Below are 22210 nucleotides of genomic sequence, written 5' to 3' on the forward strand. Positions count from 1 at the left end.
CGAGCCTGGTGCGCCGACGCCGTCCATCCGGAGAACGCCGCGGGCCACCACGATCCCCGTCGGGATGGGAAGATGCACCGACGCCTGCCCGCACCGAGAACGAGGTTCGATGAGTCCGACCGAGGACCCCCAGTCCGCGGCCCCACTGCTCGACGGGCGCTACCGACTCGAACACGCCATCGGCCAGGGCGGCATGTCCGTCGTGTACCGCGGCATCGACGAGAGCCTGCACCGCCCCGTCGCCGTCAAGGTGTTCCACGCCGGCACCGTCGACATCGCCCGGCAAGAGGCGGAGCTCGGCGTGCTCGCTTCGCTCGAGCACCACAACCTGGTCAGCCTGCTCGACACCGGGGTCGTGACCGGCCACGACGGTACCCACCAGCGCTACCTCGTGATGGCACTCGTCGTCGGACAGGACCTCGAGGAACGCCTCGCCGTCGGCCCACTCGCCTCCCGCCACATCGCCGAGATCGGCTACGACATGGCCGAGGCGCTGCACTACATCCACAGCCACGGCGTGGTGCACCGCGACATCAAGCCGTCGAACATCCTGCTCGTCGACTACGGCAACGACTCCGACCGTGCCCGTGCACGCCTCACCGACTTCGGCATCGCGCTCGCCGCGGGCGTCGAGCGGCTGACCGCCGACGGCGTCACCACGGGCACCGCCGCCTACCTCAGCCCGGAGCAGGCCCGAGGCGGCGACGTCGGCGCCCCGAGCGACGTGTACTCACTCGGACTCGTGCTGCTGCAGTGCTTCACCCGGCGCCGGGAGTTCCCCGGGTCGCTCGTCGAGTCCGCCGTCGCCCGGCTGTCCCGCGACCCGGTCGTCCCCGAACCCCTGCCCGAGCACTGGAAGCAGCTGCTCCGCGCGATGACCGCACAGGACCCGTCCGTACGCCCCGCCGGTGCCGAACTCGTGACGCTGCTGCGCGACGTCGTCATCGCCGAGACCGCCGGTACCGACCACGTCGTGGACACCTCGGCGTCGGGTCCCGCCGCCGCTGCCGATGCTCCGCGTGCCGACGCCGACACGGCCCGCCCGGCGACGCTCGACACACTGCCCGACGAGGCCCTGCACCGCACCACCGCGATGGCCGCCCGCCTGTTCGACGCCCCGATCGCCCTGGTCGAGGTGCTCGACGAGGACCGCGCCTGGTCGCAGTCGTACATCGCCGAGGGCGTCGACGAAGCAGCGCGCAACATCAACTTCGGCAACGGCTTCGCGCCCGTCGCGGTCCCCGTCGTCATCCCGGACGGGTCGATCCACCCGGACATGCAGCACAGCCCGCTCGTCACCGGCGCGCTCGGCATCAGGTTCTACGTGAGCGTGCCGCTCGTGCGGCACGATGGCGTCCCGATCGGCACCCTCGCGGTGCTCGACACGAAGCCGCGGCAGGCGACCGAAGCCGACCTGGCGAACCTGCACGACCTCGCCGCCCTCGCGGTCACGCAGCTCGAGCTCCGGCAGGAGTCGCTCCGCACCACGAGTGACTCCCTGCCGGTCGCGCAGGTGACGGGGCAGCAGGAGCGCGCGCGGCCCTAGACGGTCGCCGCCGACGGACGGGAGGCCCGGTGCGGGTCCGCCCCGCGCCTCCCGTCCGCCCTGCGGTCGCGCCCCGTGCGTCGCTCTCGTGCGCGGGCGCGTCCGCCAGCGTGCGCCCGCGGCCCGTCAGCCCGCTGTCCGTCAGCGCGCCGGCCCGTCAGCGGGCGAGCGGGCGAAATACCGGGGTGCGCGGCCCCTCCACCCGGGTATTTCGCCCGCTCATGCAGGCATGCCGCAACTCGCATGCATCCGCTGGAATACGAGCGCCCGTTCACGCGAGCGGGCGAAATGCCAGCGTTGAGCGCCGTGGACACCCGGATGTTTCGCCCGTTCGCGGGTGGGTGGGGGTTCCCGACGGCTCGAGCGGGCGAAATGCCGGGGTCGGATGCCGGACGGACCACGGTGTTTCGCCCGCTCGCCGTCGGGTCGCGAACGGCACGAGCGCGTCGTGGTGACCCGACACCGAGCGCCGGCGGGTCGGGGCGGGAACCGTCAGGCGTCGGTGAGGGCAGCGGCGTAGGCGCGGACGGACCGGTTGTAGCGGGGGAGCGTCGGCTCGACGGCCTCGATCGCGACCCGGAGCGCTTCGTCGTGACGGCCCGCACTGTGCAGGGCGAGCGCGAGGAACACCTTCGGCGCGGCGCCGGTGGACGGGTGCTCCGGTGCGTTGCGGAGCATCGCGATGGCCTCGTCGATCCGGCCGAGGTTCCGCAGGGTCGAAGCGTGCTGGACGACCATCTGCGCGGCACGGGACGGATCGACGTCCGCGAGACCTGCGGCCGTGGCGGCTGCGTAGTGGACGTCGGCCTCCGCCTCGTGGCCGCCGGAGTCGTTCGCGCCGCCGAGCTCGAAGGCACCGAGGGCCGGGTGCGGTGCAGCTGCCGCGAGCTCGCGCATCCGCTCGATGCGCTGCTGGTCGTCGATGGTCTCGTCGGCCCAGAGTGCGGCGACGCGGGCTTCCCAGTCTGCGGTGCTCATCGGTCCAGCGTATTGCCGGGCAGGACGGCACCGTCGGTGATCGTCGCGCGGAAGGAGCGGACGAATGGGACGCCGGGGCGCACGAGCACTGGTTCACGCCAGGCGAGGGCCGAACCGATCGCGGGGTACTCCGCGACACGGACGAACCAGGGGTCACGGTGGTCGAGTGCTTCGAGCCGGACCGTCGCCGGGGCACCCTCGAACGTCGCGGACCACTCGATCCACGGGGCGATCGAGCCGTGCACTGCTTCCTCGCCCTGCGCGTCGGCGGTCCGGACGACCACGTCGGTGCACTCGGCGAACCGCCAGGAGAACCCGCCGTAGCCGGCACCGACCCGACCGTTGCTGCCGGGGCTGCCGAGGTGCACGGTGTCGTTCCCCGGAGCCCGGAACGACGACGACCAGCGCAGTTCCCACCCGGAGTCGACGGCACGCCAGGCGAGGGTGCGGGCTTCGTGCAGGACGACCGTGTGGTCGGGGCCGCGCCAGGCGAGCTCCTGGACCGTGCGACCACCGTGCGGAGCGGCGTGCTGCTCGGCACGCACGACGTCGGCCCGGCCGTGGTCGTCGCGCCAGACGTAGCCCTCACCGTGCACGTAGGTGGGACCGCCCCAGCAGTTCACGCCGTCGACGTCCGGGATCGCGACCCCGACACCGCAGTGCCACTCGTGGTCGGCCGGGTGGTGGGCAGTGAGGACGGTACGGCCGAGGGTCCGCACCGGGTGCAGGTACGGGCGAGGGGACGAGGTGGTAGTGGTCCCGGCACCGTCGCGGCCGACAGCGACCTCGACCGCGTCCACCTCGATCGTGCGGAGGCGGTCGTCGGTGCTCACCGCTCCGACGCTACCCGCGCGAACGGCGGACCAGCACCACGCTGTCGACGACCTGGTGCGGGTCGCCGTCGGGTGTCGTCGCGGTGCGCGGCCGGAGCTCGGCGGCGACGACGTCCCAGGTGTCGTCGAGCTGCAGCGCGGTCAGGTCCTCGTCGGGCGTCGGGAACCGGTACTCCCGCAGTTCGACGGGCAGGTCGTCGTGCGGGGGTGCAGCGTGCGCCGTGACGAGCAGGTGGCCGCCGACCGCGACGAAGCCGGCGGCCCGTCGCAGGATCACCGCGCGCGGGATCTCCACGGGCCACGACTGCAGGAACGACGCCGTCACCAGGTCGAAGCGCGCCGCCGTCTCCCACGTGGCGAGGTCGGCGGCGACGAACGCCGTCTGTTCCTCGACCCCGGCCGACACGGACGCCCGCGAACCGCGCTCGATCGCCGTCACCGACAGGTCGATCCCCAGCACGTCCCAACCCTGCTCGGCGAGCCAGACGACGTCCCCGCCCTCACCGCAGCCGAGGTCGAGCGCGCGGCGCACACCGCCGCCCGGCGCCGTCGGCAGCGACCCGGCGACGTCGGCCAGCACCGCGTTCACCCGGCCAGACCAGATCCCGTCGCGCTCGGCGTACCGCTGCTCCCACCAGTCGCGGGCCGAGCCGACGCCGTCGGTGGTGGTTTTGTGTGCATGCATCCGCCCACTCCAGCGCACCTGCCGGGCCGGACCCAAGCCCTGTTGCCGCCCCGGCAACGTCGCACGGTGCGAGGCGGACGCGCGCCGCGCCTCCCGGCCGCCGGATGGTGAGCAGAAGATGTCGGGTCGCCTACACGGACCCGACCATTTCTGCTCCCGAAGCGCGCGCGCCGCGCCCGCGCGCGCGCCCCACCACCGCTACTCGGCGGGCGGGACGGGCTCGGCGTTCTCGATGCGGGCGCTCGCCGTGGCCATGTGCTCGTCCATCGCCCGCTGCACGGCGGGCACGTCGCCGGCCCGCAGTGCCTCGTAGATCGCGCGGTGTTCCTCGTAGGCCGCCTCGGTGGCCTGGCGGGTCTGGACGCGGCGACCGACCCACACGCTCAGCATCGACCGCAGGCTCTGCAGCAGATCACCGAGCACGTCGTTCCCCGCGGCTCGGGCGAGCAGGACGTGGAACCGGACGTCGGCGTCGATGAAGGCCTCCGGGTCGTCGAGGGTGGCCTCTTGTCGGACGAGGTACTCGCCGAGCTCAGCGACCTGCTCGGGCGTGGCGCGCTGCGCGGCGAGGATCGCGACCGTGCGCTCGAGCGACGACCGGACCTCGAGCAGCTCGCGGGTGCGGTTCGAGGCGAGCATGAGCCCCCACGACAGCGTCGTCGGCAGCAGGTCCGAGGTGCCGCCCTGCAGGTACGTGCCCGAGCCGGGCCGGATCTGCACGATGCCCAGGATCTCGAGGGCGGCCAGCGCCTCGCGCACGGCGGAGCGACCGACGCCGAGCCGTTCGGCGAGGATCCGCTCGGACGGCAACCGCGAGCCCGGTGCCAGTTCACCCGCGGTGAGCAGGGACACGAGCTGTCGGGCGACCTCGGAGGCGGGCGATCCCGCGGGTACGGACTCGAGTTCGAGTCGGATGTTGAGGGGATCGTCCGGGCTGAACGCGGGCATGCAGTGAGCGTACCGTTCGGTCAACCGGTTGGGCCTGCGCGCTTTGGTCAACCGGTTGACAAGTCGAACTGGAATCCGCACACTGGACCAGGCGCACCGATGCGCCCGCTCCATCCGGGCGCAGCAGCACGGGTCGGAGTCGTACCACCCCCACCGAGCAGGAGTCATCGTGGACATCCCCGCCACGCGAGGCATCCCCACCTCGGTCGTCGAGAAGACGGCCATCCGCAAGATCGCGATCCGCATCGTGCCGTTCGTTGCACTGATGTTCTTCATCAACTTCCTCGACCGCACCGCGATCTCCTTCGCGGCCCCGAACGGCATGGAGGCGGACCTCGGTCTGACCGCCGCCCAGTTCGGGTTCGCCTCCGGCGTGTTCTTCATCGGCTACCTCGTGCTCGAGGTGCCGTCGAACCTGGCGCTCCACAAGTTCGGCGCCCGCATCTGGCTCGCCCGGATCATGATCACGTGGGGCATCGTCTCGCTGCTCTTCACGTGGGTGCAGAACTACCCGCAGCTCGTCGGGCTGCGCTTCCTGCTCGGCATCGCCGAGGCGGGCTTCTTCCCCGGCGCGATCCTGTTCCTGTCGACCTGGGTGCCCGCACGCCACCGCGGCAAGATGCTCGCGCTGTTCTACCTGGCGCAGCCGCTCACCAGCGTCATCGGCTCCCCGCTCGCCGGCTGGCTGATGACCCACGAGGGGTTGCTCGGCGGACTCGCCGGCTGGCGCTTCATGTTCCTCTGCGTCTCGATCCCGGCGATCATCGTCGGCATCCTGTGCCTCTTCGTCCTCAAGGACAAGCCGTCGCAGGCGAAGTGGCTCGACGAGGACGAGAAGACGTGGCTCGAAGGTGCCCTGGCGAAGGAGAACAAGGAGAAGAGCGGGGGAGACGGTCACGCCAAGGGCGGCCTCCGTGCCGCGTTCGGTTCCGGCCGCGTCTGGATGCTCGCGGCGGTCTACTTCGGCTTCATCTACGGCCTGTACGCGCTGAGCTTCTTCCTGCCGACGATCATCGACGGCTTCCAGGAGCAGTTCGGCACCACGTTCGACCTGTTCCAGAAGGGCATGATCACGGCGATCCCGTACGTCCCCGCCGCGGTCGTCCTGTACTTCTGGTCGCGTGACGCCTTCCGGCGCGGCGTCCGGGTCTGGCACATCGCCGTCCCCGCGCTCGTCGGTGGCCTGAGCATCCCGGTCGCGCTCTACATGAACAGCCCGGCCGCCACGATCGCCGTCATCGCGGTCACCGCCTGCGCCATCTTCGCCGCGCTGCCGAACTTCTGGACCGTGCCGACGCAGTTCCTGACCGGTGCCGCCGCTGCCGCGGGGGTCGCGCTCATCAACACGATCGGCAACCTCGGTGGGTTCGCCGCTCCGTACATCACGGGCGTCGTCAGCGGGTGGACCGGCGGCTACCAGGTCCCGATGTTCATCGTCGGCTTCTTCATGGTGCTGTCGAGCGTGCTGATGTTCGTCCTCGGCCGGAACACGAAGCGGAACGAGCAGCGCGACGCCGACGCTGCGGCACACGACGCGACGTCGACGACCCAGGAGACTCACGCATGACCCGCCTGTTCAACGACCCTGCCGACTTCGCAGACGAGATGGTCGACGGCTTCGTGGCCGCGAACCAGGCCCGGGTCCGCAAGGTCCACGGCGGCGTCGCCCGCTCGACCACCAGCCCCGAGGGCACCGTCGCGCTCGTCGTCGGCGGTGGCTCCGGCCACTACCCGGCCTTCGGCGGACTCGTCGGGCACGGTCTGGCCGCCGGTGCGGCGATGGGCAACCTGTTCGCCAGCCCGAGTGCCCAGCAGGTCACGGCGGTGGCGAAGGCGTCCGAGCACGGCGGCGGGGTGCTGCTGAGCTACGGCAACTACGCCGGCGACGTGCTGAACTTCGACGCCGCGGCGCGGGCACTGACCGACAGCGGGATCGACGTCCGCACGGTGCGGGTGACCGACGACGTCGCCTCCGCCCCGAGCGCCGAAGCCCACAAGCGCCGCGGCATCGCCGGTGACCTCTGCGTCTTCAAGGTCGCCGGTGCCGCAGCCGAACGCGGAGACGACCTCGACACGGTCACCGCGATCGCCACCCGCGCCAACGACCGCACCCGCAGTTTCGGTGTCGCGTTCTCCGGGTGCTCGCTGCCCGGCGCCGACGAGCCGCTCTTCACCGTCCCCGAGGGCCGGATGGCCATCGGGATGGGCATCCACGGGGAACGCGGCATCGCCGAAGCCGACGTCCCCACTGCGTCCGGACTGGCCGACCTGCTCGTCGACAAGCTCCTGACCGAGCTGCCATCCGGTGTCGTCGTCGACGGAGCACGCGTCGTCCCGATCCTGAACGGCCTCGGCAGCGTCAAGTACGAGGAGCTCTTCGTCGTCTTCAACGCCGTGCAGCGCAAGCTGACCGCGGCCGGCGTCGTGGTCGTCGAGCCCGAGGTCGGCGAACTCGTCACGAGCTTCGACATGGCCGGCGTCTCGCTCACGCTCTTCTGGCTCGACGACGAACTCGAGCAGCTCTGGGCAGCGCCCGCCGACAGCCCCGCGTACCGCAAGGGCGGCGCCGTCCCGCAGGAGCAGGTCGCACCCGAGACCCTCGCCGCGGACGAGCAGGCACCGGTCACGCCCGGTACCGAGGCGTCGCAGGCGTCCGCCGCTCGGGTCGCCGCAGCGATCACGGCGATCCGCGTCACCATCGACGACCACGCCGACGAGCTCGGCCGCATCGACGCCGTCGCCGGTGACGGCGACCACGGCATCGGCATGCAGCGCGGCTCGACCGCGGCGGACCGTGCCGCACAGGACGCCGCCGCGCGCGGCGCCGGTGCCGGCAGCGTCCTGGCGATCGCCGGAGACGCCTGGTCCGACAAGGCCGGTGGCACGTCCGGTGCGATCTGGGGAGCCGCCCTGGAGGCACTGGGTCGCGTCCTCGGGGACGTGTCGCGTCCGACGGCCGCCACGGTCCAGAGCGCGGTGCACGCTGCCACCGAGGCGGTCCTCGCCTTCGGCGCCGTCCCCGGTGACAAGACCATGGTCGACGCGATCGTCCCGTTCGACCGAGTCCTCACCGACCGCGTCGCGGCCGGCGACGACCTGGTCAGCGCCTGGTCGGCCGCGTCCGCCGCCGCGACGGCCGCTGCCGACGCCACCGCCGACCTGCTGCCCAAGATGGGCCGCGCTCGCACCCACGGCGAGGACGCCGTCGGCACCCCCGACGCCGGCGCGACCTCGTTCGCCCTGATCACCGCGGCGGTCCTGTCGACCGTCTCCGTCCCCGCCTGACCCACACCACCACGAAAGGCACCCGCATGAGTGACCAGCAGTTCCGCATCGTCGTCGGCTCGGACGACGCCGGCTTCGACTACAAGGAGATCATCAAGCAGGACCTGCAGGCCGACCCGCGCGTCGTCTCCGTGGTCGACGTCGGCGTCGACGCGGACGGACACACCGCGTACCCGCACGTCGCGGTCGACGCCGCACGCCTGGTCGCGAACGGCGAGGCCGACCGCGCCATCCTGATCTGCGGCACCGGACTCGGTGTGGCGATCGCGGCGAACAAGGTCCCCGGCATCCGGGCGGTCACGGCGCACGACTCGTTCAGCGTGGAGCGCTCGGTCCTGTCGAACGACGCGCAGGTCCTCTGCATGGGCCAGCGGGTCGTCGGCGTCGAGGTCGCACGCCGGATGGCGAAGGAGTGGCTCGGCTACACGTTCGACGCTTCGAGTGCCAGCGCATCGAAGGTCGCGGCGATCTGTGCCTACGACGGCTCGGCCCCGGTCGGGACCGACGCCTGATGCCGGCGACCACGGCGGCGGCCCCGATCACGATCGGGGTGTCGCTCAAGATGTACTTCGGGCACGCCCGGACGCTCGAGTGGGCGGCCGCCGTGGCCGACATCGCCCGGACCCACCCGGCGGTGCAGTCGGGCGCGGTTGAACTCTTCGTCATCCCGACGTTCCCCTCGCTGGTGCCGGTGCACGCCGTGCTCGAGCGCACCCCGGTGCTCCTCGGCGCGCAGGACCTGGCATGGGCAGACGAGGGCGCCTTCACCGGAGAGGTGTCCGGCCGCGAGCTCCGCGAGGTCGGGGTCGACCTGGTCGAGATCGCCCACGCCGAGCGTCGCTCCCTGTTCCACGAGTCCGACCAGGACATCGCCGGCAAGGTGCACGCCGCGTTCCGCAACGGCCTGCGTCCCCTCATCTGCATCGGCGAGACCGACCGTGCCGCCGACGGCGACCCGTCCGCCGCCGTCGCCGAGGTCACCGCGCAGCTGGACCGCTTCGTCGCGACGGCCGTCGCCGACGGGCTCGCCGGGCCGGTCATCGCCGCCTACGAGCCGGTCTGGGCGATCGGCGCACCGCAGCCCGCTCCCGACGAGCACATCGTCGCGGTGCTCGCGGGCATCGAGCAGCACCTGGCGACCCGTCCGGAGCTCGCCGGTTCGGTCGTCGTCTACGGCGGCAGCGCCGGACCGGGCCTGCTCACCCGGGGGGAGGGCCGCATCGGTGGCCTGTTCCTCGGCCGCTTCGCCCACGACCCCGAGGCGATCCGCACGATCCTCGACGAAGCCCAGGCGCTGGAGGTGACCACGTGACCTCCCTGCTCGGTCTCTCCACCTACGCCTACTTCTGGCGCATGTCCGACCGTGTGCCGGCACCGCTGTCCCTCGACGACGCCCTGCGCGACGCCGCGGCCCACGACGGCGTCGACCTGTTCCAGATCTGCGACCACCTGCCGCTCGACACCGCGTCGGACGACCGGCTGACCGCGATCCGGACGCTGGCCGACGACCTCGGGCTCACACTCGAGGTCGGCACCCGCGGCACCGACCCGGCGCACCTCGCCCGGTACCTGCAGATCGCGCAGGTGCTCGGCGCGACGCTCGTCCGGTCGATGTGGACGAGCGGCGACGACCAGCCGGACGCCACCGAGACCGAACGCCGTCTGCGCCAAGCACTCCCCGCCTACGAGGCGGCCGGAGTGACGCTCGCCCTCGAGACCTACGAGGTCGTCGCCACCGCCGACCTCGTCGCGGTCGTGCAAGCGATCGGCTCCGACCACCTCGGCATCTGCCTGGACCCGGCGAACACCGTCGCACGGCTCGAACACCCCGCCGACGTCGTCGCGATGACCGCCCCGCACGTCGTCAACTGGCACGTCAAGGACTCCGGGTTCACCCGGTCGCCGGGGTGGGTCGGGTTCCAGTACACCGGCGTCCCGATCGGCACCGGGGTCGTCGACCACGACGCCGTCCGCGCTGCGATCGACCCCGACGCCCGCGGGATCAACCGCGTCATCGAGTTCTGGCTGCCCTGGCAGGACGAGCACGCGGGCGCCGAACCACGACCGGGCGAGACGCCCGCACAGACCACCACCCGCATCGAGGCGGCGTGGACCGAACACACCATCGAGCACATCAGGAGCAAGGAATCATGACCGACACCGTCACCACCACCCACACCGTCGCTGCCGGATCCGGTACGGCCGACGTCACCGTCGCCGTGATCGGTGCCGGCGGCAAGATGGGCACCCGCGTCTCGAACAACTTCGCGAAGAGCGAGTACACGACGCTCTACAGCGAGGCCTCGCCCGCGGGTCAGGAGCGCATCCAGGCCCTCGGCCGCGAGCTGACCGACAGCCTCGACGCCGCCAAGGTCGCCGACGTGGTCATCCTCGCCGTGCCGGACGTCCTGCTCGGCACCATCTCGGAGCAGCTCGTCCCCGTCATGCAGTCGGGCGCGACGATCCTGACGCTCGACCCGGCCGCCGCCTACGCCGGACTGCTCGCCAAGCGTGAGGACATCCACTACGCCGTGGCGCACCCGTGCCACCCGTCGGTGTTCCTCGAGCGCACCACCAAGGCCGAGTGGGACGACACCTTCGGTGGCATCGCCGCCCCGCAGGAGGTCATCGCGGCCTTCGACGCCTCCGAGTCCCTCGGCGACCCGGACGACTCCGCCAAGGCGATCGCCGAGGCCGTCATCACCACCATGTACGCACCCGTCATCCAGGTGCACTGGGTCACCGTGAAGCAGCTCGCCGTGCTCGAGCCGACCCTGGTCGAGACCATCGCCTGCATGATCGGCGACTTCCTCAACGACGCCCTCGAGGAGACCGTCACCGGTGTCGGCGTGCCCCGCGAGGCCGCCCGCGCCATGCTCTACGGCCACACCTGGATCGCGCTGACCAACGGCCTGCGCGGCTCGAACCCGTTCTCGGATGCGTGCCACATCGCGATGGGCTACGGCCGCGAGAAGCTCATCAAGGAGGACTGGAAGCAGGTCTTCGACGACAGCGAGCTCGACTCGGTCATCGCCAAGATGCTCAAGATCGACGCCGTCCGCCGCTGACGTTCGTCTGATCTGCCGAAGCGACAGATTCCCGCCGACCATCGGCGGGAATCTGTCGCTTTCGCGGCACCCACCGCCCGTCGGCACCCACCGCCCGTCGGCACTCTCCGCCCGCCGGCACCCACCGCCCGCGGCGCACTCACCGCACGCCGCGGGGTCCCCAGGCCTCGGCGAGGGTGATCGACGCGACCCCCGGCACCGTCAGCGCCTCCACGGACGCCGCGAACCACGCCCGCGCCGCGGGGGAGTGCTGCTCCGGATCGGTCGCGTCCGGCACGAACTGCGGCCCGTACCCGGCTTCGATCGTCGCGTCGGTCACCGACGGGCGCGCGGACGTCGCGACCGCGTTGAAGCGTGGTCGCAGCGTCACCGGTCCGACGTGGAGCGCCCTGCCGGCGGCCAGCCGGGAGGCGCTGCTCACCACCCAGCGCTGCATCCGGATCGACTCGGTCACCTGTTCGGGCGACCGGTCGTGCATCTGCGGCGTCACGCTGAACGTCAGGGGCCCGTCCCAGTCGCGGAACAGGTCGACGGTCCGGTTCAGCTCCGTGAAGTGCGCGCGGCTGCCCGCCACGACCTCGAGGTCGCCCACGGAAGCCGCGGCGTCGCGCAGGGCCTGCTGCAACGCCGGGGCCGTCACGTGTGTGGTCGGGTCGAACGCGCCGATCCGCACGACCGCGCCCGAGTCGAGCACGTCGTCGATCGCGGCACGGAGCACGTCCGGGTCGTCGGTGACGAACCGGACGTCGAGCGGGCCGCCGCCGGCATCGCGGCGAGCTGACGCCAGCACGGCCCGGACGTTCGGATCGCCGAGGAAGGGTTCAACCAGCACGACGGGCTCCACCACGACCGGCACGTCGAGCGGCACCGCGGTCGGGCGCGCAGCGGCCGGGGCCGAGGCGGCGAGCAGCTGGAGCGTCGGCGACGGGGCGACCACGGTGGTGGGAGCCGGCCCGTCCAGGAACGCGAGGTCCGGGGCGGGGGAGGCCGTGCCTCCCGGTCGGTCGTCCGTCGTCGCGCGCAGCGTGAGCGACTGGTGGACCACGGAACCGGCGTCGAGCGCGACGGGGAACGGTTCGGACAGCGGCGTCGAGTAGGTCTTGAACGATGCGTCGGTCCAGTTGCGCTGGTCCTCCGTCTCGAACACGTCGCCGGCCAGGTCGAGCGTCAGCGCGACCCGCCCCGTCGACCAGTCCAGGCCCGACAGGTCGGTGGCCGGCTGGTGCGGCGCGATCCACGTCGGGAACGCGGACCCGGTGACGGAGCCGGACGGGTGCCGGGCGGTGAACGGCACACCGGCGAGGGCCGGCGGGTGCAGCACGACCAGGCCGATGCGGTTGCGGCGGAAGGGCGCCGTCGTGGTGGCGACCGCGTCGACGTGCAGGGTCGGGCCGTCGACGGTGACCTCGAGGACGTACCGGAGCACCTCCGTGCCGTCGTACCGGCTGCTGGCCTCGATGCGGAGCCGTCCACCGGTACCCGTGCCGGACGGCTGTGTCCGTGCGAGCACGGTGTCGTCGGCGGTGCGCCAGTCGTGATCCCGTGTCACGAACCGGATCGCCCGCAGCACGGGTTCACCGTCGTACGTGAGGTCGGCGAGCTCGGCACCGCGCAGGGTGAACCACCACGCACCGATCGACGACTCGGTGCCCATCGACGTCACGGTCATGGTGCATGACTACCACCGGTCAACCGGTTGGGCAATGATGGGTCCGTGGAGCGACGACGCTCCCAGGACGGAGCGCCCGCATGACCGCACGACTCGACCACAGCACCGCACTCGTCACGGGGGCGGGCTCCGGCATCGGCCGCGCGACCGCGGACCGGTTCGTCGCCGAGGGCGCGCGCGTGGTCTACGCCGACCGAGACGCGACGGCGGCGGGCGCCGCGGCAGCGGCAGCCGGTCCGCGCGCACTGCCGCTCACCGTGGACATCGCCGACGAGGGCAGCGTCGCGGCCGGGTTCGCCGCCCTCGCCGCGCAGGAGTGGACCCCCGACGTCGTGGTCGCGAACGCCGGCGTGCAGCTGTTCGGCCACGATGCCGCGGTCGCGGACGTGTCGCTCGAGACCTGGAACCGCACGCTGGCGGTGAACCTGACGGGCACGTTCCTGACGGTGAAGCACGCCGTCCGGGCGATGCTCGCGGCCGGCGGCGGCGGGTCGATCATCGCGACCGGCTCACCCACCGGCCTGAACGGCGAGGGCGCCGACTTCGCGGCCTACTCGTCGACCAAGGGCGGCATCCACGCGCTCGTCCGTGCGACCGCGATGGCCTACGCGCGGGACGGCATCCGGGTGAACACCGTCGTGCCGGGCTACACCGAGACCGGGCTCGTCCGGACGATCTCCGGCGATCCCTCGGCGCGCGCGGCGATCGTCTCCCGCACACCGCTCGGCCGCCCCGGGACCCCCGACGACGTGACCGGGATCATGGTCTACCTGGCCAGCGGAGAGTCGTCCTACGCGACGGGCGCCGAGTTCCGCGTCGACGGCGGCATGACGAGCCTCTGACCGCCTGCGGCGCGAGCTCGCCCCGAGTCTCGGGCTGAGCGACACCTCTCGGGCTCCGCAGCGCGAGGACTGTCGCCTCACCCGAGACTCGGGGCATCACCACCCCGACCGGGAGGCCCGGCGCGGCCCCGTCAGGCCGGCGTGCGCTGGGCGAGCAGTGCGCCCAGGGCCGCGGCCCCGCCCGCAGCGTCCGGCACCGTCACCATCCGCGCCTGCCCGCCGCGGAGCCGTGCCACGAGCCCCGGCCCGGACCGCACCACGTAGGCGACCCCGCGGCCGGAGAACCGGTAGCCCCACCCGCCCCATTGTCCGGGCGACACGTCCTCCCACCCGCAGGACTCGATCCGCTCGAGCGGGACGCGCATGAGGGGGATGCGGATCCAGGTGGAGGTCAGCCGCATCCCGCGACGGTCCACGGTGAGCTCGACCCGGGCGAGGACCAGCACGGCGAGCCCGGCGACGACCAGCGCCGCTCCGGAGCCGACGGCCGTGCCGACGCCGGCCGGCGCCATCGCGATCCCCGTGCCGATGCCGAGTCCGACGACCACGGCCCCGAGTGCCGCGAACCAGCGACTGCCGATGCGGGCGCGCCACGCCACCCGCGTGTCCGACCAGACGCGCAGCGGTTCGACGTCGTGTGCGGGCACCGGGGCGGCCGACCGGACGAGTGCGACGACCGGCACCGCGGCGATGACCGCGCTGACGGCCAGGAACGGGACGGTCCACCAGCCGGACAGCGTCCCGTCGCCGACGGTGTTCGTGGCGGCGAGCACGATCCAGGCGGTGCCCAGACTGCCGGCGAAGAGGTTGGCGACGAGCACCAGCGTGGCGGCGGTCCGACGGTCGGGCATCCGCAGCGCCGCGAACGCCAGGGCCACCGCACCGGCGGCCACCGCGAGCGTGATCCAGAACACCGGCCAGGGCGAACTCCAGCCGTCCGCGGTGCCGTCGGCCCCGAAGTGCACGGCCATGCGGTCCGGCAGGTTCGGTGCGGCGACGAGCGCCGCGGTCACCAGGGCCAGCAACACCACCAGCCCGGGTGCCACCACCGCCGTGCGCGTCGTCGTGCGCAGCGTTCGGTTCGTCGCTGGTCGGTTCGTCATCGTGCCCCCTTGATCATCGTGAACAGGTCGTCGAGCGGGACCCCGAGCGTGTCGGCCTGGTCGCGCAGCTCGTCGACGAGCGTGCGCAGCCGGTCGAACGAGGCGTTGCCCGATCGCAGGACGGTGGCTCCGCGACCCCGCCGCAGCTCGATCAGTCCGTCGTCCTGCAGCTGTGCGTAGGCGCGCAGCACCGTGTGCATGTTGACGTCGACCGCGGCGGCGAGGTCGCGCGCCGACGGCAGGCGCTCCCCGCTCGCGAGCTCGCCGCGAGCGATCGCGTACCGGATCTGCGACGCGACCTGCTCGGCGAGCGTGGCCCGCGCGGTCGGGTCGACGGTGATCAACATGTTCGCATTGTATGCGAACAATCCCACCACGGCGAGCGGTGTCGACCCGCGCTCTCCGACCATTGGCCACGGAACGCATGCCCCTGTCCGGGGGTACGTCCTCCGGGTACTTTCGGCAGCAGCGAATCACTCGCGAATCAGGGAGAAGCACGATGACGAACTACGAATCCGCCGACGGGGTGGAGCCCGTCCAGGTCACCACCTACCGTCTCGTCCGCAAGGCCGCCCGCCGTGGTTGGGCCGTGCCGACCGACGAGGCCGAGCCGTCCCTCGCCGACCTCGTGAGCACCCGCGGCTCCGCGCGCCCCGAGGGCCGCTGACCCGCACGCCGACGACGAACCCGAGCCCGCAGTATCGTCGGGCCATGCCCCCTTCGGCCCGAGCGGTCACCCACGGCGTCGAGGTCGGGACCCGAGGCTCCGACACCGGCGTCCCCGTGCTCGTCCTGCACGGCAGCCCCGGCGGCATCGACGTCGCCGAGCTGATGGCCGGCTTCCTGCCGTCCGAGGACTTCCGGGTGGTCACGGTGTCGCGACCCGGGTACCTCGGCACCCCGTTCGACAGCGACCACGCCACGATCGACGACGAGGCCGACCGGCTCGCCGCGCTCCTCGACGACCTCGGCATCGACCGGGCCGGCGTGCTGGCGTGGTCCGGTGGCGCTGCGGCCGCGTACCGTCTGGCCGTCCGCGACCCGGACCGGGTCAGTGCGCTCGCCGTCGCCTCCGGGGTGTCCGGTCGCTGGGTCCCCGGACCTGCCGGCCTGGCCGAACGACTCGTGACCGGCACGGCGTTCGGCGCCCGGGTGGCAGCGGCCGCAGCGCGCGTCGCCCCGGCCGCAGCAGCACGCGCTGCGGTGGCCGGCGTGAGCACCCTGCGCGGCGGGGCCCTCCGCGACCACGTCGCCGGCGTCCTCGCCGACCCCGACCGGCGTGCGTTCCTGCTCGGGCTCGCACGCACCGGCAACGCCTCCGGGCCGAGACGCACCGGCCGGGAGAACGACGTGCGCCAGCTCGCGGCCGTGGGGTCGCTCGACCTCGGTGCCCTCCGGGCGCCCACGCTCCTGGTGCACGGCGACGCCGACACCGAGGTCCGGCCGGACGACAGCACCCGCGCCGCCGCAACGATCCCCGGCGCGGAGCTCGTCACGCTGCCGGGCGGCACGCACTTCGCGCTCTGGGACCACCGCGACGCCGCAGCCGTGCAAGCACGGGTGCGCGCGCACCTGCAGCGACCCTGACCGCCGGCTCGCCCGCTTGCTCACGATCCGGTATCGACGAGGTCTCGATCGCGACACGACGCCGCGGGCGTGACGACTTCGCTGCCACGATGGCGGGCATGACTTCCCTCCGACTCGCGCTGCCCCTGGTCGTCGGTGCACTGCTCGCGTCCGTCTCCCTGACGTCGTGCTCGGCCGACGCCTCGTCGGCACCGGCGCCGACCTCGTCGAGCGCTCGGTCAGCGGACGCAGCGGTGGACGTGCCGGCGGCGTCCCCCACGGTGGACCCGATGGAGGAGGACCGGAGCGCCGCGGCCGTCTGCGGGCAGCTGAGCGCGCTGTCGACGATCGCCCTGAACGCCTCGGACGGTCGTTCCCGCGGTGTCCTGTCCGATGCGCAGTACGAGGCGCTCATCGCCGCGGAGCGCTTCGGCTACGAGCACCTGTCGAGCAGCGACGAGCGGCTCGACGACGCCATCGACTACGCACTCGAGTACCTGGACGCCCACCCGGCGCCTGCGTCGGGGCCGGCGCTCGACGACAGCCCCGAGTGGGAACTCGTCGGGCGCACCCTGAACACCGCGTGCCAGCAGGCCGGTTCGAACGTGGTGGCCACCGCCCAGAACGGCGGCTGATCGGGGGCGCCCGGTGGTCCGCTCGCACCGGCGCCACCGAACGGTCTAGGCCCGCTCGACCGCCGCGACCAGCGCGTCCAGCGCCCGGTCCAGCTCCGGGACCGTCACCGCCCCGTACCCCAACACGATCCCGGCCGGCGTGCTGCCGGGCGCCATCCCGTACTCCTCGAGCGTCGAGACGAGCACGCCGCCGTCGGCCATCCGCGCGGCGACGTCCCGTCCGGTCGCCGGACCCGACCACACGACCACCGCGTGCAGTCCACCGGCCAGTGCACGGGCCTCCAGTCCGGCGACGCCGTCGAGCCGAGCCGCGATCCGTGCGCGACGGTGCGTGTAGTCGCGTCGGACCCGGCCGAGGTGCCGGCGGAGCGCGCCGGTCCGGAGCAGGTGCGCGAGCGCGACCTGCACCGGTTCGGCGACGACCGCGCCGCGGGCGCGACGGGCAGCCAGCACCGCGTCGACGCGACCGTCGATCAGCCGAGCCGGATCGACGCCGACCGGCACACCAGCCGCCGCCGGCAGCACGACGTAGGCGCAGCGCACCCGCGGGTCGAGCGTCTTCGAGAACCCGCCGACGTGCAGCACCACCCCCTCGGTGTCGAGCGCCGCGAGGGCGGGCACGGGGCTGCCGCGGTGCCGGAACTCGGAGTCGTAGTCGTCCTCGACCACGAGCGTGCCCGTCGCCGCAGCCCAGGCGAGCAGCCGCTGCCGTCGTGCCACCGGCATCACGGAACCGAGCGGGTACTGGTGCGTCGGCGTGACGAGCACGACGTCCACCGGCGGGGCGGCCGTCAGCGCGTCGAGGTCCATCCCGTCGTCGTCCAGCGGGATGCCGACCACGGTACCGCCCGCACTGAGCACGGCACGCTGACCGGTCCGGTACCCCGGGTCCTCGACCGCGAACACGGGTGCGCGGCCGAGGTGCACGCGGAGTGCCTCGGCGACGAGCGACAGCGCCTCGGACGTCCCCGCGGTCAGCAGCACCCGGTCGACCGACGGGGCGAACCCGCGACCCAGGCCGAGCTGCGCGACGACCTGCGCTCGGAGCTCCGCAGTGCCGAGGGGGTCCGCGACCGCGTTCCGCAGTGGTGCGTCGGCCGCCGCCCGCCAGGCCGCGCGCCAGTCCCGCTGCGCGATCGCGGTGACGGCGGGGACCCCGGGTCGGCAGTCCACCATCCGGGCCGCGGTGGCCGCCACCGACGCTGACGGCGCCGCGCTCGGGTCGGTCGACGCCGGCCGGACCCCGGATCGGGCGACGACCGGGACGGCAGCGGTGGCCGTGCCGGCCGACGCGACCACCCGCGCCACGGCACCGTGCCGCGTCCGGATCCAGCCCTCGCCGTCGAGCTGGTCGTACGCGGCGACGACCGTGCCGCGCGCGACACCGAGCTCGGCTGCCAACGCCCGGGTCGAGGGCAGCGGATCGCCCTCGTGCAGCGTGCCGTCGTGCACCATGCGCCGGATGCGCGCCACGACCCCCGCGGTCTTGCCGGACTGGTCCACCACGATCACCTCGATCTGGTCCATGTACTGGACCACTGACGAACCTAGCGTGGCCCGCATGAGCACCACGCCCCACCAGTACGAGCCCTCCGACGGCCCCGACCTGCGCGTCCGTCGCATCCGCGAGCGCCAGTCCGACGACCCCGCCGTCCTCCGCGCGATCCTCGCCGAGGCCCACGTCGCCCACGTCGGGTTCGTCCGCGGCGGCCACCCGATCGTGCTGCCCTTCCTGTGCGGCGTCGGCGACCTCGGGGCCGGCCCGGTCCTGCTGCTGCACGGCTCGACGGGAGGCGGCCTCTTCCTCGAGGCCGGAGTGGCCGGCGTGCAGGTCGCAGCGACGGTCACGCACCTGGACGGGCTCGTGTTCGCCCGCTCGACCTTCGACAGTTCGGCGAACTACCGCAGCGCGATGATCGCCGGCGCCGCGACGGTCGTGCCGCCCGAGCTCCGCACCGAGGCACTCTGGCAGGTCGCCGACCACCTCATGCCCGGCCGCCGCGACGAGGTCCGCGAGATGACCCCGAAGGAGGTCCGCGCCACCCAGGTCCTGCAGCTGCCCCTCGACCGCGCGAGCGTGAAGGTGCGCTTCCAGGGCAACGGCGAGGCCGCGGACGACGGCGAGGACCACACGGTCTGGGCCGGCGTCCTGCCGCTCGCCGTCCGAGCCGGCGTGCCGGTACCGGGGGACATCTCGGGGGACGCCCCGGTCGACGCGTCCGTCGTGGCGCTGGCGGCTCGCCTCGACCGCCTGTCGTCCGACCGGGAGGCCCGGATCGCCGCCGTCATGCGGGTCGCGTCCGTCTGAGGCCGGGTCTTCGGGCCCCGGGCGCGGATCCGCCGCATCGGAGCGACCTGCGAGGATCGCCCGTTCCTGTGACGAGCCGCAGGAACACTCCGGGACTGCCCAGCCGCGATCCGGGCCGTGACCAATACGTTACTTTCCGGATCGCCCAGCGGTCCCGACCCGGAAGGACCCATGGGACGCCACGCCCTGCCTGCAGCAGCCGATGACCGACAGCCCTCGCGAGCGACCCCGCGCACCGCGGTGGCACCCGCATCGCCGTCCCCGGAACCGCAGCAGCTGCGTCCCCGTGGTCGGCGCTCGGCGCTCGGGCCCGCCGCCGCACAGGCGACCTTCGTCGAGCACCCGAAGCCGACCCGGACCGTCCGGATGCAGTCGCGCCCGGCACCCGTCTCCTCGGCACCCGTCGCCTCGGTCGCCGGTGCCGCCGTCCTGAGCCGGACGGCCGTGCTGCGTGCCGAGCGCGCCGTGGACCCCCGGCACATCCGCCGCGCCGCGAACGCCAAGCGCGCCGCGATCCTGCTCGCACCCGCGATCGCCGTGACCTCGAGCCTGACGCTGGCCGTGCCGGCGAACGCGGCGACCCCGGCGGAGACGCAGCAGGGCACGACGACCGCGCAGGCCGCGCAGACCTTCACCGTGGCGCACGACGTCAAGGTCCCGGTCGTCACCACCGACGGCATGACCACCACGACCACCGTCGTCTCGTACCCGACGCTCGACCTGCGCTTCGGCGTCACGACGGCCCAGGCGCAGTCGGCCCTGTCGGCGGCGCTGTCCGCCGGCGGCGACCGCGCCACCATCGTCGAGACCGCCCTGCAGTACATGGGAGACCCCTACGTCGAGGGCGGCGCGAGCCACGAGGGCATCGACTGCTCCGGCCTGACGATGGTCGCGTACGCCGCGGTCGGCATCCCGCTCGTCCACTACGTGCCGACGCAGGACGCCGCCGCGACGACGATCCCCGAGTCCGAGGCGCTGCCCGGCGACCTGGTCGTGTACGACGACGAGGACCACGTCGGCCTGTACCTCGGCCAGGGACTCGTGCTGCAGGCCCCGCACCCGGGCGAGGTCGTCGACATCGTGCCGATGTACTCGGCCGCACACCACTTCGCGCGCCTGCTGCCCGCCGGCAGCTGACCCGACGCGGGCGGGGCCGTCGACGGTGACCATCCCGGCCACCGGAGGGTCCGGCACCGACGTGTCACGGGCCTCCCGTATCCTGGTCTGATGGCTTCCGAGACCCGCACTCCGTTCGAACAGCAGCAGTCTGCTCGTCCGCAGGTGCGTCCGCGCACCGAGGGCTGGAAGCAGGCGACCGACACCGACGGCCGTCCGCTGCTGCAGTTCGCGTCGCCGAAGCGCGGCAAGCCGCCCGTCCACCTCGCCGACCTGACGGCAGCGGAGCGCGAGGCACGCGTCAAGGAACTCGGCCTGCCGGGCTTCCGGGCGAAGCAGCTCGCGACCCACTACTTCACGCACTACACGTCCGACCCGGACAAGATGACCGACCTGCCGGCCGCCCAGCGCGAGCAGCTCGTCGCCGGGATGCTGCCGCCCCTGCTGACCGAGACCCGGCGGCTGGCGACGGACAACGGCGACACCATCAAGTTCCTGTGGAAGCTGCACGACGGCGCCCTGGTCGAGTCGGTGCTCATGCGCTACCCGGGTCGCATCACGCTCTGCGTCTCGTCGCAGGCCGGCTGCGGCATGAACTGCCCGTTCTGCGCCACCGGCCAGGCGGGTCTGACCCGGAACATGTCGACCGCCGAGATCATCGAGCAGATCGTCCGGGCCAATGCGGCCATCGCCGCGGGGGAGCTCGGTGGTGATCCCCGCAAGGGCGGCAAGGACCGCGTCGACGCTGAGCGCGTGACGAACATCGTGTTCATGGGCATGGGGGAGCCGCTCGCCAACTACAAGCGGGTGATGGACGCCGTCCGCCTGATGGTCGCGCCGCAGCCGAACGGCCTCGGCATGAGCGCCCGTGGCATCACGATCTCGACCGTCGGGCTGGTCCCCGCGATCCTCAAGCTGGCGGAGGAGGACATCCCGGTGACCTTCGCGCTGTCGCTGCACGCCCCGGACGACGAACTCCGCGACGAGCTCATCCCGGTGAACTCGCGCTGGAAGGCCGACGAGGCGATCGACGCCGCGCACAACTACTACGTCAAGACGGGCCGCCGCGTCTCGATCGAGTACGCGCTCATCAAGGACATGAACGACCACGCCTGGCGTGCCGACCTGCTCGCCGAGAAGCTCAACAAGCGCGGCAAGGGCTGGGTGCACGTCAACCCGATCCCGCTCAACCCGACGCCGGGCTCCGTGTGGACCTCGTCCGAGGTGCACGTGCAGGACGAGTTCGTCCGCCGGCTCAACGCCGCGGGCATCCCGACGACCCTGCGCGACACCCGCGGCAAGGAGATCGACGGGGCCTGCGGGCAGCTCGCTGCCGCCGAGTAGGCCCCGCGCCGACGGGGCCTCCCGGGCCGACACGCCCGGGAGGGACAACGGTTGGCGAGGCCCTCGGAGCCTGTGTAGTGTTACCTCTCGTTGCCACGGCGGCGGAGAACGGAACGGCTGAGACGGTCCCTGGGTTCACCTGGAGATCTTGTCCGCCACGGTTCTTCCCCGGGTAGCGGATTTCATAGCCTCTCTGGCGGAGCATCTTCGGGTGTCGAGTGGGGGAGTGCGTCTGGTCCTTGAGAACTCAACAGCGTGCACATTGTCAATGCCAATTTATTGAT

Annotated in this window: 22 protein-coding genes; 14 read left to right on the forward strand and 8 right to left on the reverse strand. The window is 72.7% G+C overall.

Translation table 11 applies throughout. The features are described 5' to 3' along the window. Window positions 1–109 precede the first annotated feature (109 nt). Window positions 110–1546 carry a protein kinase domain-containing protein gene (locus KZI27_RS08205; protein WP_222660500.1) on the forward strand — a complete coding sequence of 479 codons (1437 nt, stop codon included), beginning with the start codon at window positions 110–112 and terminating at the stop codon, window positions 1544–1546. 492 nt (window positions 1547–2038) lie between these two features. Here KZI27_RS08205 and KZI27_RS08210 read toward each other — a convergent pair whose 3' ends face one another. From KZI27_RS08210 to KZI27_RS08225, 4 genes are all read right to left on the reverse strand, one after another. Next, on the reverse strand, window positions 2039–2524 hold the full coding sequence (locus tag KZI27_RS08210) for a tetratricopeptide repeat protein (RefSeq protein WP_222660502.1): 486 nt from the start codon (window positions 2522–2524) through the stop codon (window positions 2039–2041). After that, window positions 2521–3357: a PmoA family protein gene (locus KZI27_RS08215; protein ID WP_222660504.1), complete on the reverse strand. Its 837-nt coding sequence runs from the start codon at window positions 3355–3357 to the stop codon at window positions 2521–2523. Before KZI27_RS08215 ends, KZI27_RS08210 begins: the two co-directional genes overlap by 4 nt. A 10-nt stretch (window positions 3358–3367) precedes the next feature. Continuing rightward, window positions 3368–4042, reverse strand: a complete 675-nt coding sequence (locus KZI27_RS08220; protein WP_222660506.1) for a class I SAM-dependent methyltransferase — start codon at window positions 4040–4042, stop codon at window positions 3368–3370. A gap of 198 nt (window positions 4043–4240) precedes the next feature. Next, window positions 4241–4990, reverse strand: a complete 750-nt coding sequence (locus tag KZI27_RS08225) for a FadR/GntR family transcriptional regulator (protein ID WP_222660508.1) — start codon at window positions 4988–4990, stop codon at window positions 4241–4243. A 169-nt stretch (window positions 4991–5159) separates the two neighbouring features. Here KZI27_RS08225 and KZI27_RS08230 point away from each other — a divergent pair, with 169 nt between their 5' ends. The 6 genes from KZI27_RS08230 to KZI27_RS08255 are packed head-to-tail and all read left to right on the forward strand — an operon-like array spanning window position 5160 to window position 11343. Further along, entirely contained in the window at window positions 5160–6557 is a 1398-nt protein-coding gene (locus KZI27_RS08230; RefSeq protein ID WP_222660510.1) for an MFS transporter, read from the forward strand. Then, complete coding sequence (locus KZI27_RS08235; RefSeq protein WP_222660512.1) at window positions 6554–8275, forward strand: dihydroxyacetone kinase family protein; 1722 nt, start codon at window positions 6554–6556, stop codon at window positions 8273–8275. The genes KZI27_RS08230 and KZI27_RS08235 overlap by 4 nt, the downstream gene beginning before the upstream one ends. 26 nt (window positions 8276–8301) lie before the next feature. After that, the gene (locus tag KZI27_RS08240; RefSeq protein WP_111086530.1) at window positions 8302–8787 is read left to right on the forward strand and encodes a ribose-5-phosphate isomerase; all 486 of its coding nucleotides are present in this window, start codon (window positions 8302–8304) and stop codon (window positions 8785–8787) included. Then, the gene (locus KZI27_RS08245) at window positions 8787–9587 is read left to right on the forward strand and encodes a triose-phosphate isomerase family protein (RefSeq protein WP_222660513.1); all 801 of its coding nucleotides are present in this window, start codon (window positions 8787–8789) and stop codon (window positions 9585–9587) included. The genes KZI27_RS08240 and KZI27_RS08245 overlap by 1 nt, the downstream gene beginning before the upstream one ends. Further along, on the forward strand, window positions 9584–10429 hold the full coding sequence (locus tag KZI27_RS08250) for a sugar phosphate isomerase/epimerase family protein (RefSeq protein ID WP_222660515.1): 846 nt from the start codon (window positions 9584–9586) through the stop codon (window positions 10427–10429). The genes KZI27_RS08245 and KZI27_RS08250 overlap by 4 nt, the downstream gene beginning before the upstream one ends. After that, entirely contained in the window at window positions 10426–11343 is a 918-nt protein-coding gene (locus KZI27_RS08255) for a phosphogluconate dehydrogenase C-terminal domain-containing protein (protein ID WP_222660517.1), read from the forward strand. The genes KZI27_RS08250 and KZI27_RS08255 overlap by 4 nt, the downstream gene beginning before the upstream one ends. 139 nt (window positions 11344–11482) lie before the next feature. Here the strand turns inward: KZI27_RS08255 and KZI27_RS08260 are convergent, their stop codons facing one another. Further along, complete coding sequence (locus KZI27_RS08260) at window positions 11483–13012, reverse strand: hypothetical protein (protein ID WP_222660519.1); 1530 nt, start codon at window positions 13010–13012, stop codon at window positions 11483–11485. Window positions 13013–13092: 80 nt separating this feature from the next. Between KZI27_RS08260 and KZI27_RS08265 the strand changes: the two genes are divergently transcribed. Beyond that, on the forward strand, window positions 13093–13854 hold the full coding sequence (locus tag KZI27_RS08265) for an SDR family NAD(P)-dependent oxidoreductase (protein ID WP_222660521.1): 762 nt from the start codon (window positions 13093–13095) through the stop codon (window positions 13852–13854). A 131-nt stretch (window positions 13855–13985) separates the two neighbouring features. Here KZI27_RS08265 and KZI27_RS08270 read toward each other — a convergent pair whose 3' ends face one another. Together KZI27_RS08270 and KZI27_RS08275 are read right to left on the reverse strand one after the other, a co-directional pair. Beyond that, window positions 13986–14957 (reverse strand): DUF1648 domain-containing protein, encoded by a 972-nt coding sequence (locus KZI27_RS08270; RefSeq protein WP_222660523.1) that lies wholly within the window; start codon window positions 14955–14957, stop codon window positions 13986–13988. Beyond that, on the reverse strand, window positions 14954–15304 hold the full coding sequence (locus KZI27_RS08275) for a GntR family transcriptional regulator (RefSeq protein ID WP_222660525.1): 351 nt from the start codon (window positions 15302–15304) through the stop codon (window positions 14954–14956). Before KZI27_RS08275 ends, KZI27_RS08270 begins: the two co-directional genes overlap by 4 nt. A gap of 152 nt (window positions 15305–15456) precedes the next feature. Here KZI27_RS08275 and KZI27_RS08280 point away from each other — a divergent pair, with 152 nt between their 5' ends. The 3 genes from KZI27_RS08280 (at window position 15457) to KZI27_RS08290 (ending at window position 17158) form a co-directional block, all read left to right on the forward strand. Then, window positions 15457–15624 (forward strand): hypothetical protein, encoded by a 168-nt coding sequence (locus tag KZI27_RS08280; protein WP_185021522.1) that lies wholly within the window; start codon window positions 15457–15459, stop codon window positions 15622–15624. A gap of 44 nt (window positions 15625–15668) precedes the next feature. Further along, window positions 15669–16544, forward strand: a complete 876-nt coding sequence (locus KZI27_RS08285) for an alpha/beta fold hydrolase (RefSeq protein WP_222660527.1) — start codon at window positions 15669–15671, stop codon at window positions 16542–16544. 98 nt (window positions 16545–16642) lie between these two features. Next, complete coding sequence (locus KZI27_RS08290) at window positions 16643–17158, forward strand: hypothetical protein (RefSeq protein ID WP_222660529.1); 516 nt, start codon at window positions 16643–16645, stop codon at window positions 17156–17158. Between the two features lie 45 nt (window positions 17159–17203). Here the strand turns inward: KZI27_RS08290 and KZI27_RS08295 are convergent, their stop codons facing one another. Beyond that, on the reverse strand, window positions 17204–18697 hold the full coding sequence (locus KZI27_RS08295) for a PLP-dependent aminotransferase family protein (RefSeq protein ID WP_222660530.1): 1494 nt from the start codon (window positions 18695–18697) through the stop codon (window positions 17204–17206). A 22-nt stretch (window positions 18698–18719) separates the two neighbouring features. Here KZI27_RS08295 and KZI27_RS08300 point away from each other — a divergent pair, with 22 nt between their 5' ends. From KZI27_RS08300 to rlmN, 3 genes are all read left to right on the forward strand, one after another. Further along, the gene (locus KZI27_RS08300; protein ID WP_222660532.1) at window positions 18720–19466 is read left to right on the forward strand and encodes a pyridoxamine 5'-phosphate oxidase family protein; all 747 of its coding nucleotides are present in this window, start codon (window positions 18720–18722) and stop codon (window positions 19464–19466) included. A 171-nt stretch (window positions 19467–19637) separates the two neighbouring features. Beyond that, complete coding sequence (locus KZI27_RS08305) at window positions 19638–20603, forward strand: C40 family peptidase (protein ID WP_222660534.1); 966 nt, start codon at window positions 19638–19640, stop codon at window positions 20601–20603. Window positions 20604–20693: 90 nt separating this feature from the next. Then, complete coding sequence (gene rlmN, locus KZI27_RS08310) at window positions 20694–21926, forward strand: 23S rRNA (adenine(2503)-C(2))-methyltransferase RlmN (protein ID WP_123314398.1); 1233 nt, start codon at window positions 20694–20696, stop codon at window positions 21924–21926. Window positions 21927–22210: the final 284 nt, after the last annotated feature.

This window comes from Curtobacterium sp. TC1, assembly GCF_019844075.1.
Taxonomy (GTDB): domain Bacteria; phylum Actinomycetota; class Actinomycetes; order Actinomycetales; family Microbacteriaceae; genus Curtobacterium.

Bases quoted from the DNA above. Each gene is read 5' to 3' on its own strand.
- KZI27_RS08205 (WP_222660500.1), top strand. From the start codon at position 110: ATGAGTCCGACCGAGGACCCCCAGTCCGCGGCCCCACTGCTCGACGGG.
- KZI27_RS08210 (WP_222660502.1), bottom strand. From the start codon at position 2,524: ATGAGCACCGCAGACTGGGAAGCCCGCGTCGCCGCACTCTGGGCCGAC.
- KZI27_RS08220 (WP_222660506.1), bottom strand. From the start codon at position 4,042: ATGCATGCACACAAAACCACCACCGACGGCGTCGGCTCGGCCCGCGAC.
- KZI27_RS08225 (WP_222660508.1), bottom strand. From the start codon at position 4,990: ATGCCCGCGTTCAGCCCGGACGATCCCCTCAACATCCGACTCGAACTC.
- KZI27_RS08235 (WP_222660512.1), top strand. From the start codon at position 6,554: ATGACCCGCCTGTTCAACGACCCTGCCGACTTCGCAGACGAGATGGTC.
- KZI27_RS08240 (WP_111086530.1), top strand. From the start codon at position 8,302: ATGAGTGACCAGCAGTTCCGCATCGTCGTCGGCTCGGACGACGCCGGC.
- KZI27_RS08245 (WP_222660513.1), top strand. From the start codon at position 8,787: ATGCCGGCGACCACGGCGGCGGCCCCGATCACGATCGGGGTGTCGCTC.
- KZI27_RS08255 (WP_222660517.1), top strand. From the start codon at position 10,426: ATGACCGACACCGTCACCACCACCCACACCGTCGCTGCCGGATCCGGT.
- KZI27_RS08260 (WP_222660519.1), bottom strand. From the start codon at position 13,012: ATGACCGTGACGTCGATGGGCACCGAGTCGTCGATCGGTGCGTGGTGG.
- KZI27_RS08265 (WP_222660521.1), top strand. From the start codon at position 13,093: ATGACCGCACGACTCGACCACAGCACCGCACTCGTCACGGGGGCGGGC.
- KZI27_RS08270 (WP_222660523.1), bottom strand. From the start codon at position 14,957: ATGACGAACCGACCAGCGACGAACCGAACGCTGCGCACGACGACGCGC.
- KZI27_RS08275 (WP_222660525.1), bottom strand. From the start codon at position 15,304: ATGTTGATCACCGTCGACCCGACCGCGCGGGCCACGCTCGCCGAGCAG.
- KZI27_RS08280 (WP_185021522.1), top strand. From the start codon at position 15,457: ATGACGAACTACGAATCCGCCGACGGGGTGGAGCCCGTCCAGGTCACC.
- KZI27_RS08285 (WP_222660527.1), top strand. From the start codon at position 15,669: ATGCCCCCTTCGGCCCGAGCGGTCACCCACGGCGTCGAGGTCGGGACC.
- KZI27_RS08290 (WP_222660529.1), top strand. From the start codon at position 16,643: ATGACTTCCCTCCGACTCGCGCTGCCCCTGGTCGTCGGTGCACTGCTC.
- KZI27_RS08300 (WP_222660532.1), top strand. From the start codon at position 18,720: ATGAGCACCACGCCCCACCAGTACGAGCCCTCCGACGGCCCCGACCTG.
- KZI27_RS08305 (WP_222660534.1), top strand. From the start codon at position 19,638: ATGGGACGCCACGCCCTGCCTGCAGCAGCCGATGACCGACAGCCCTCG.
- rlmN (WP_123314398.1), top strand. From the start codon at position 20,694: ATGGCTTCCGAGACCCGCACTCCGTTCGAACAGCAGCAGTCTGCTCGT.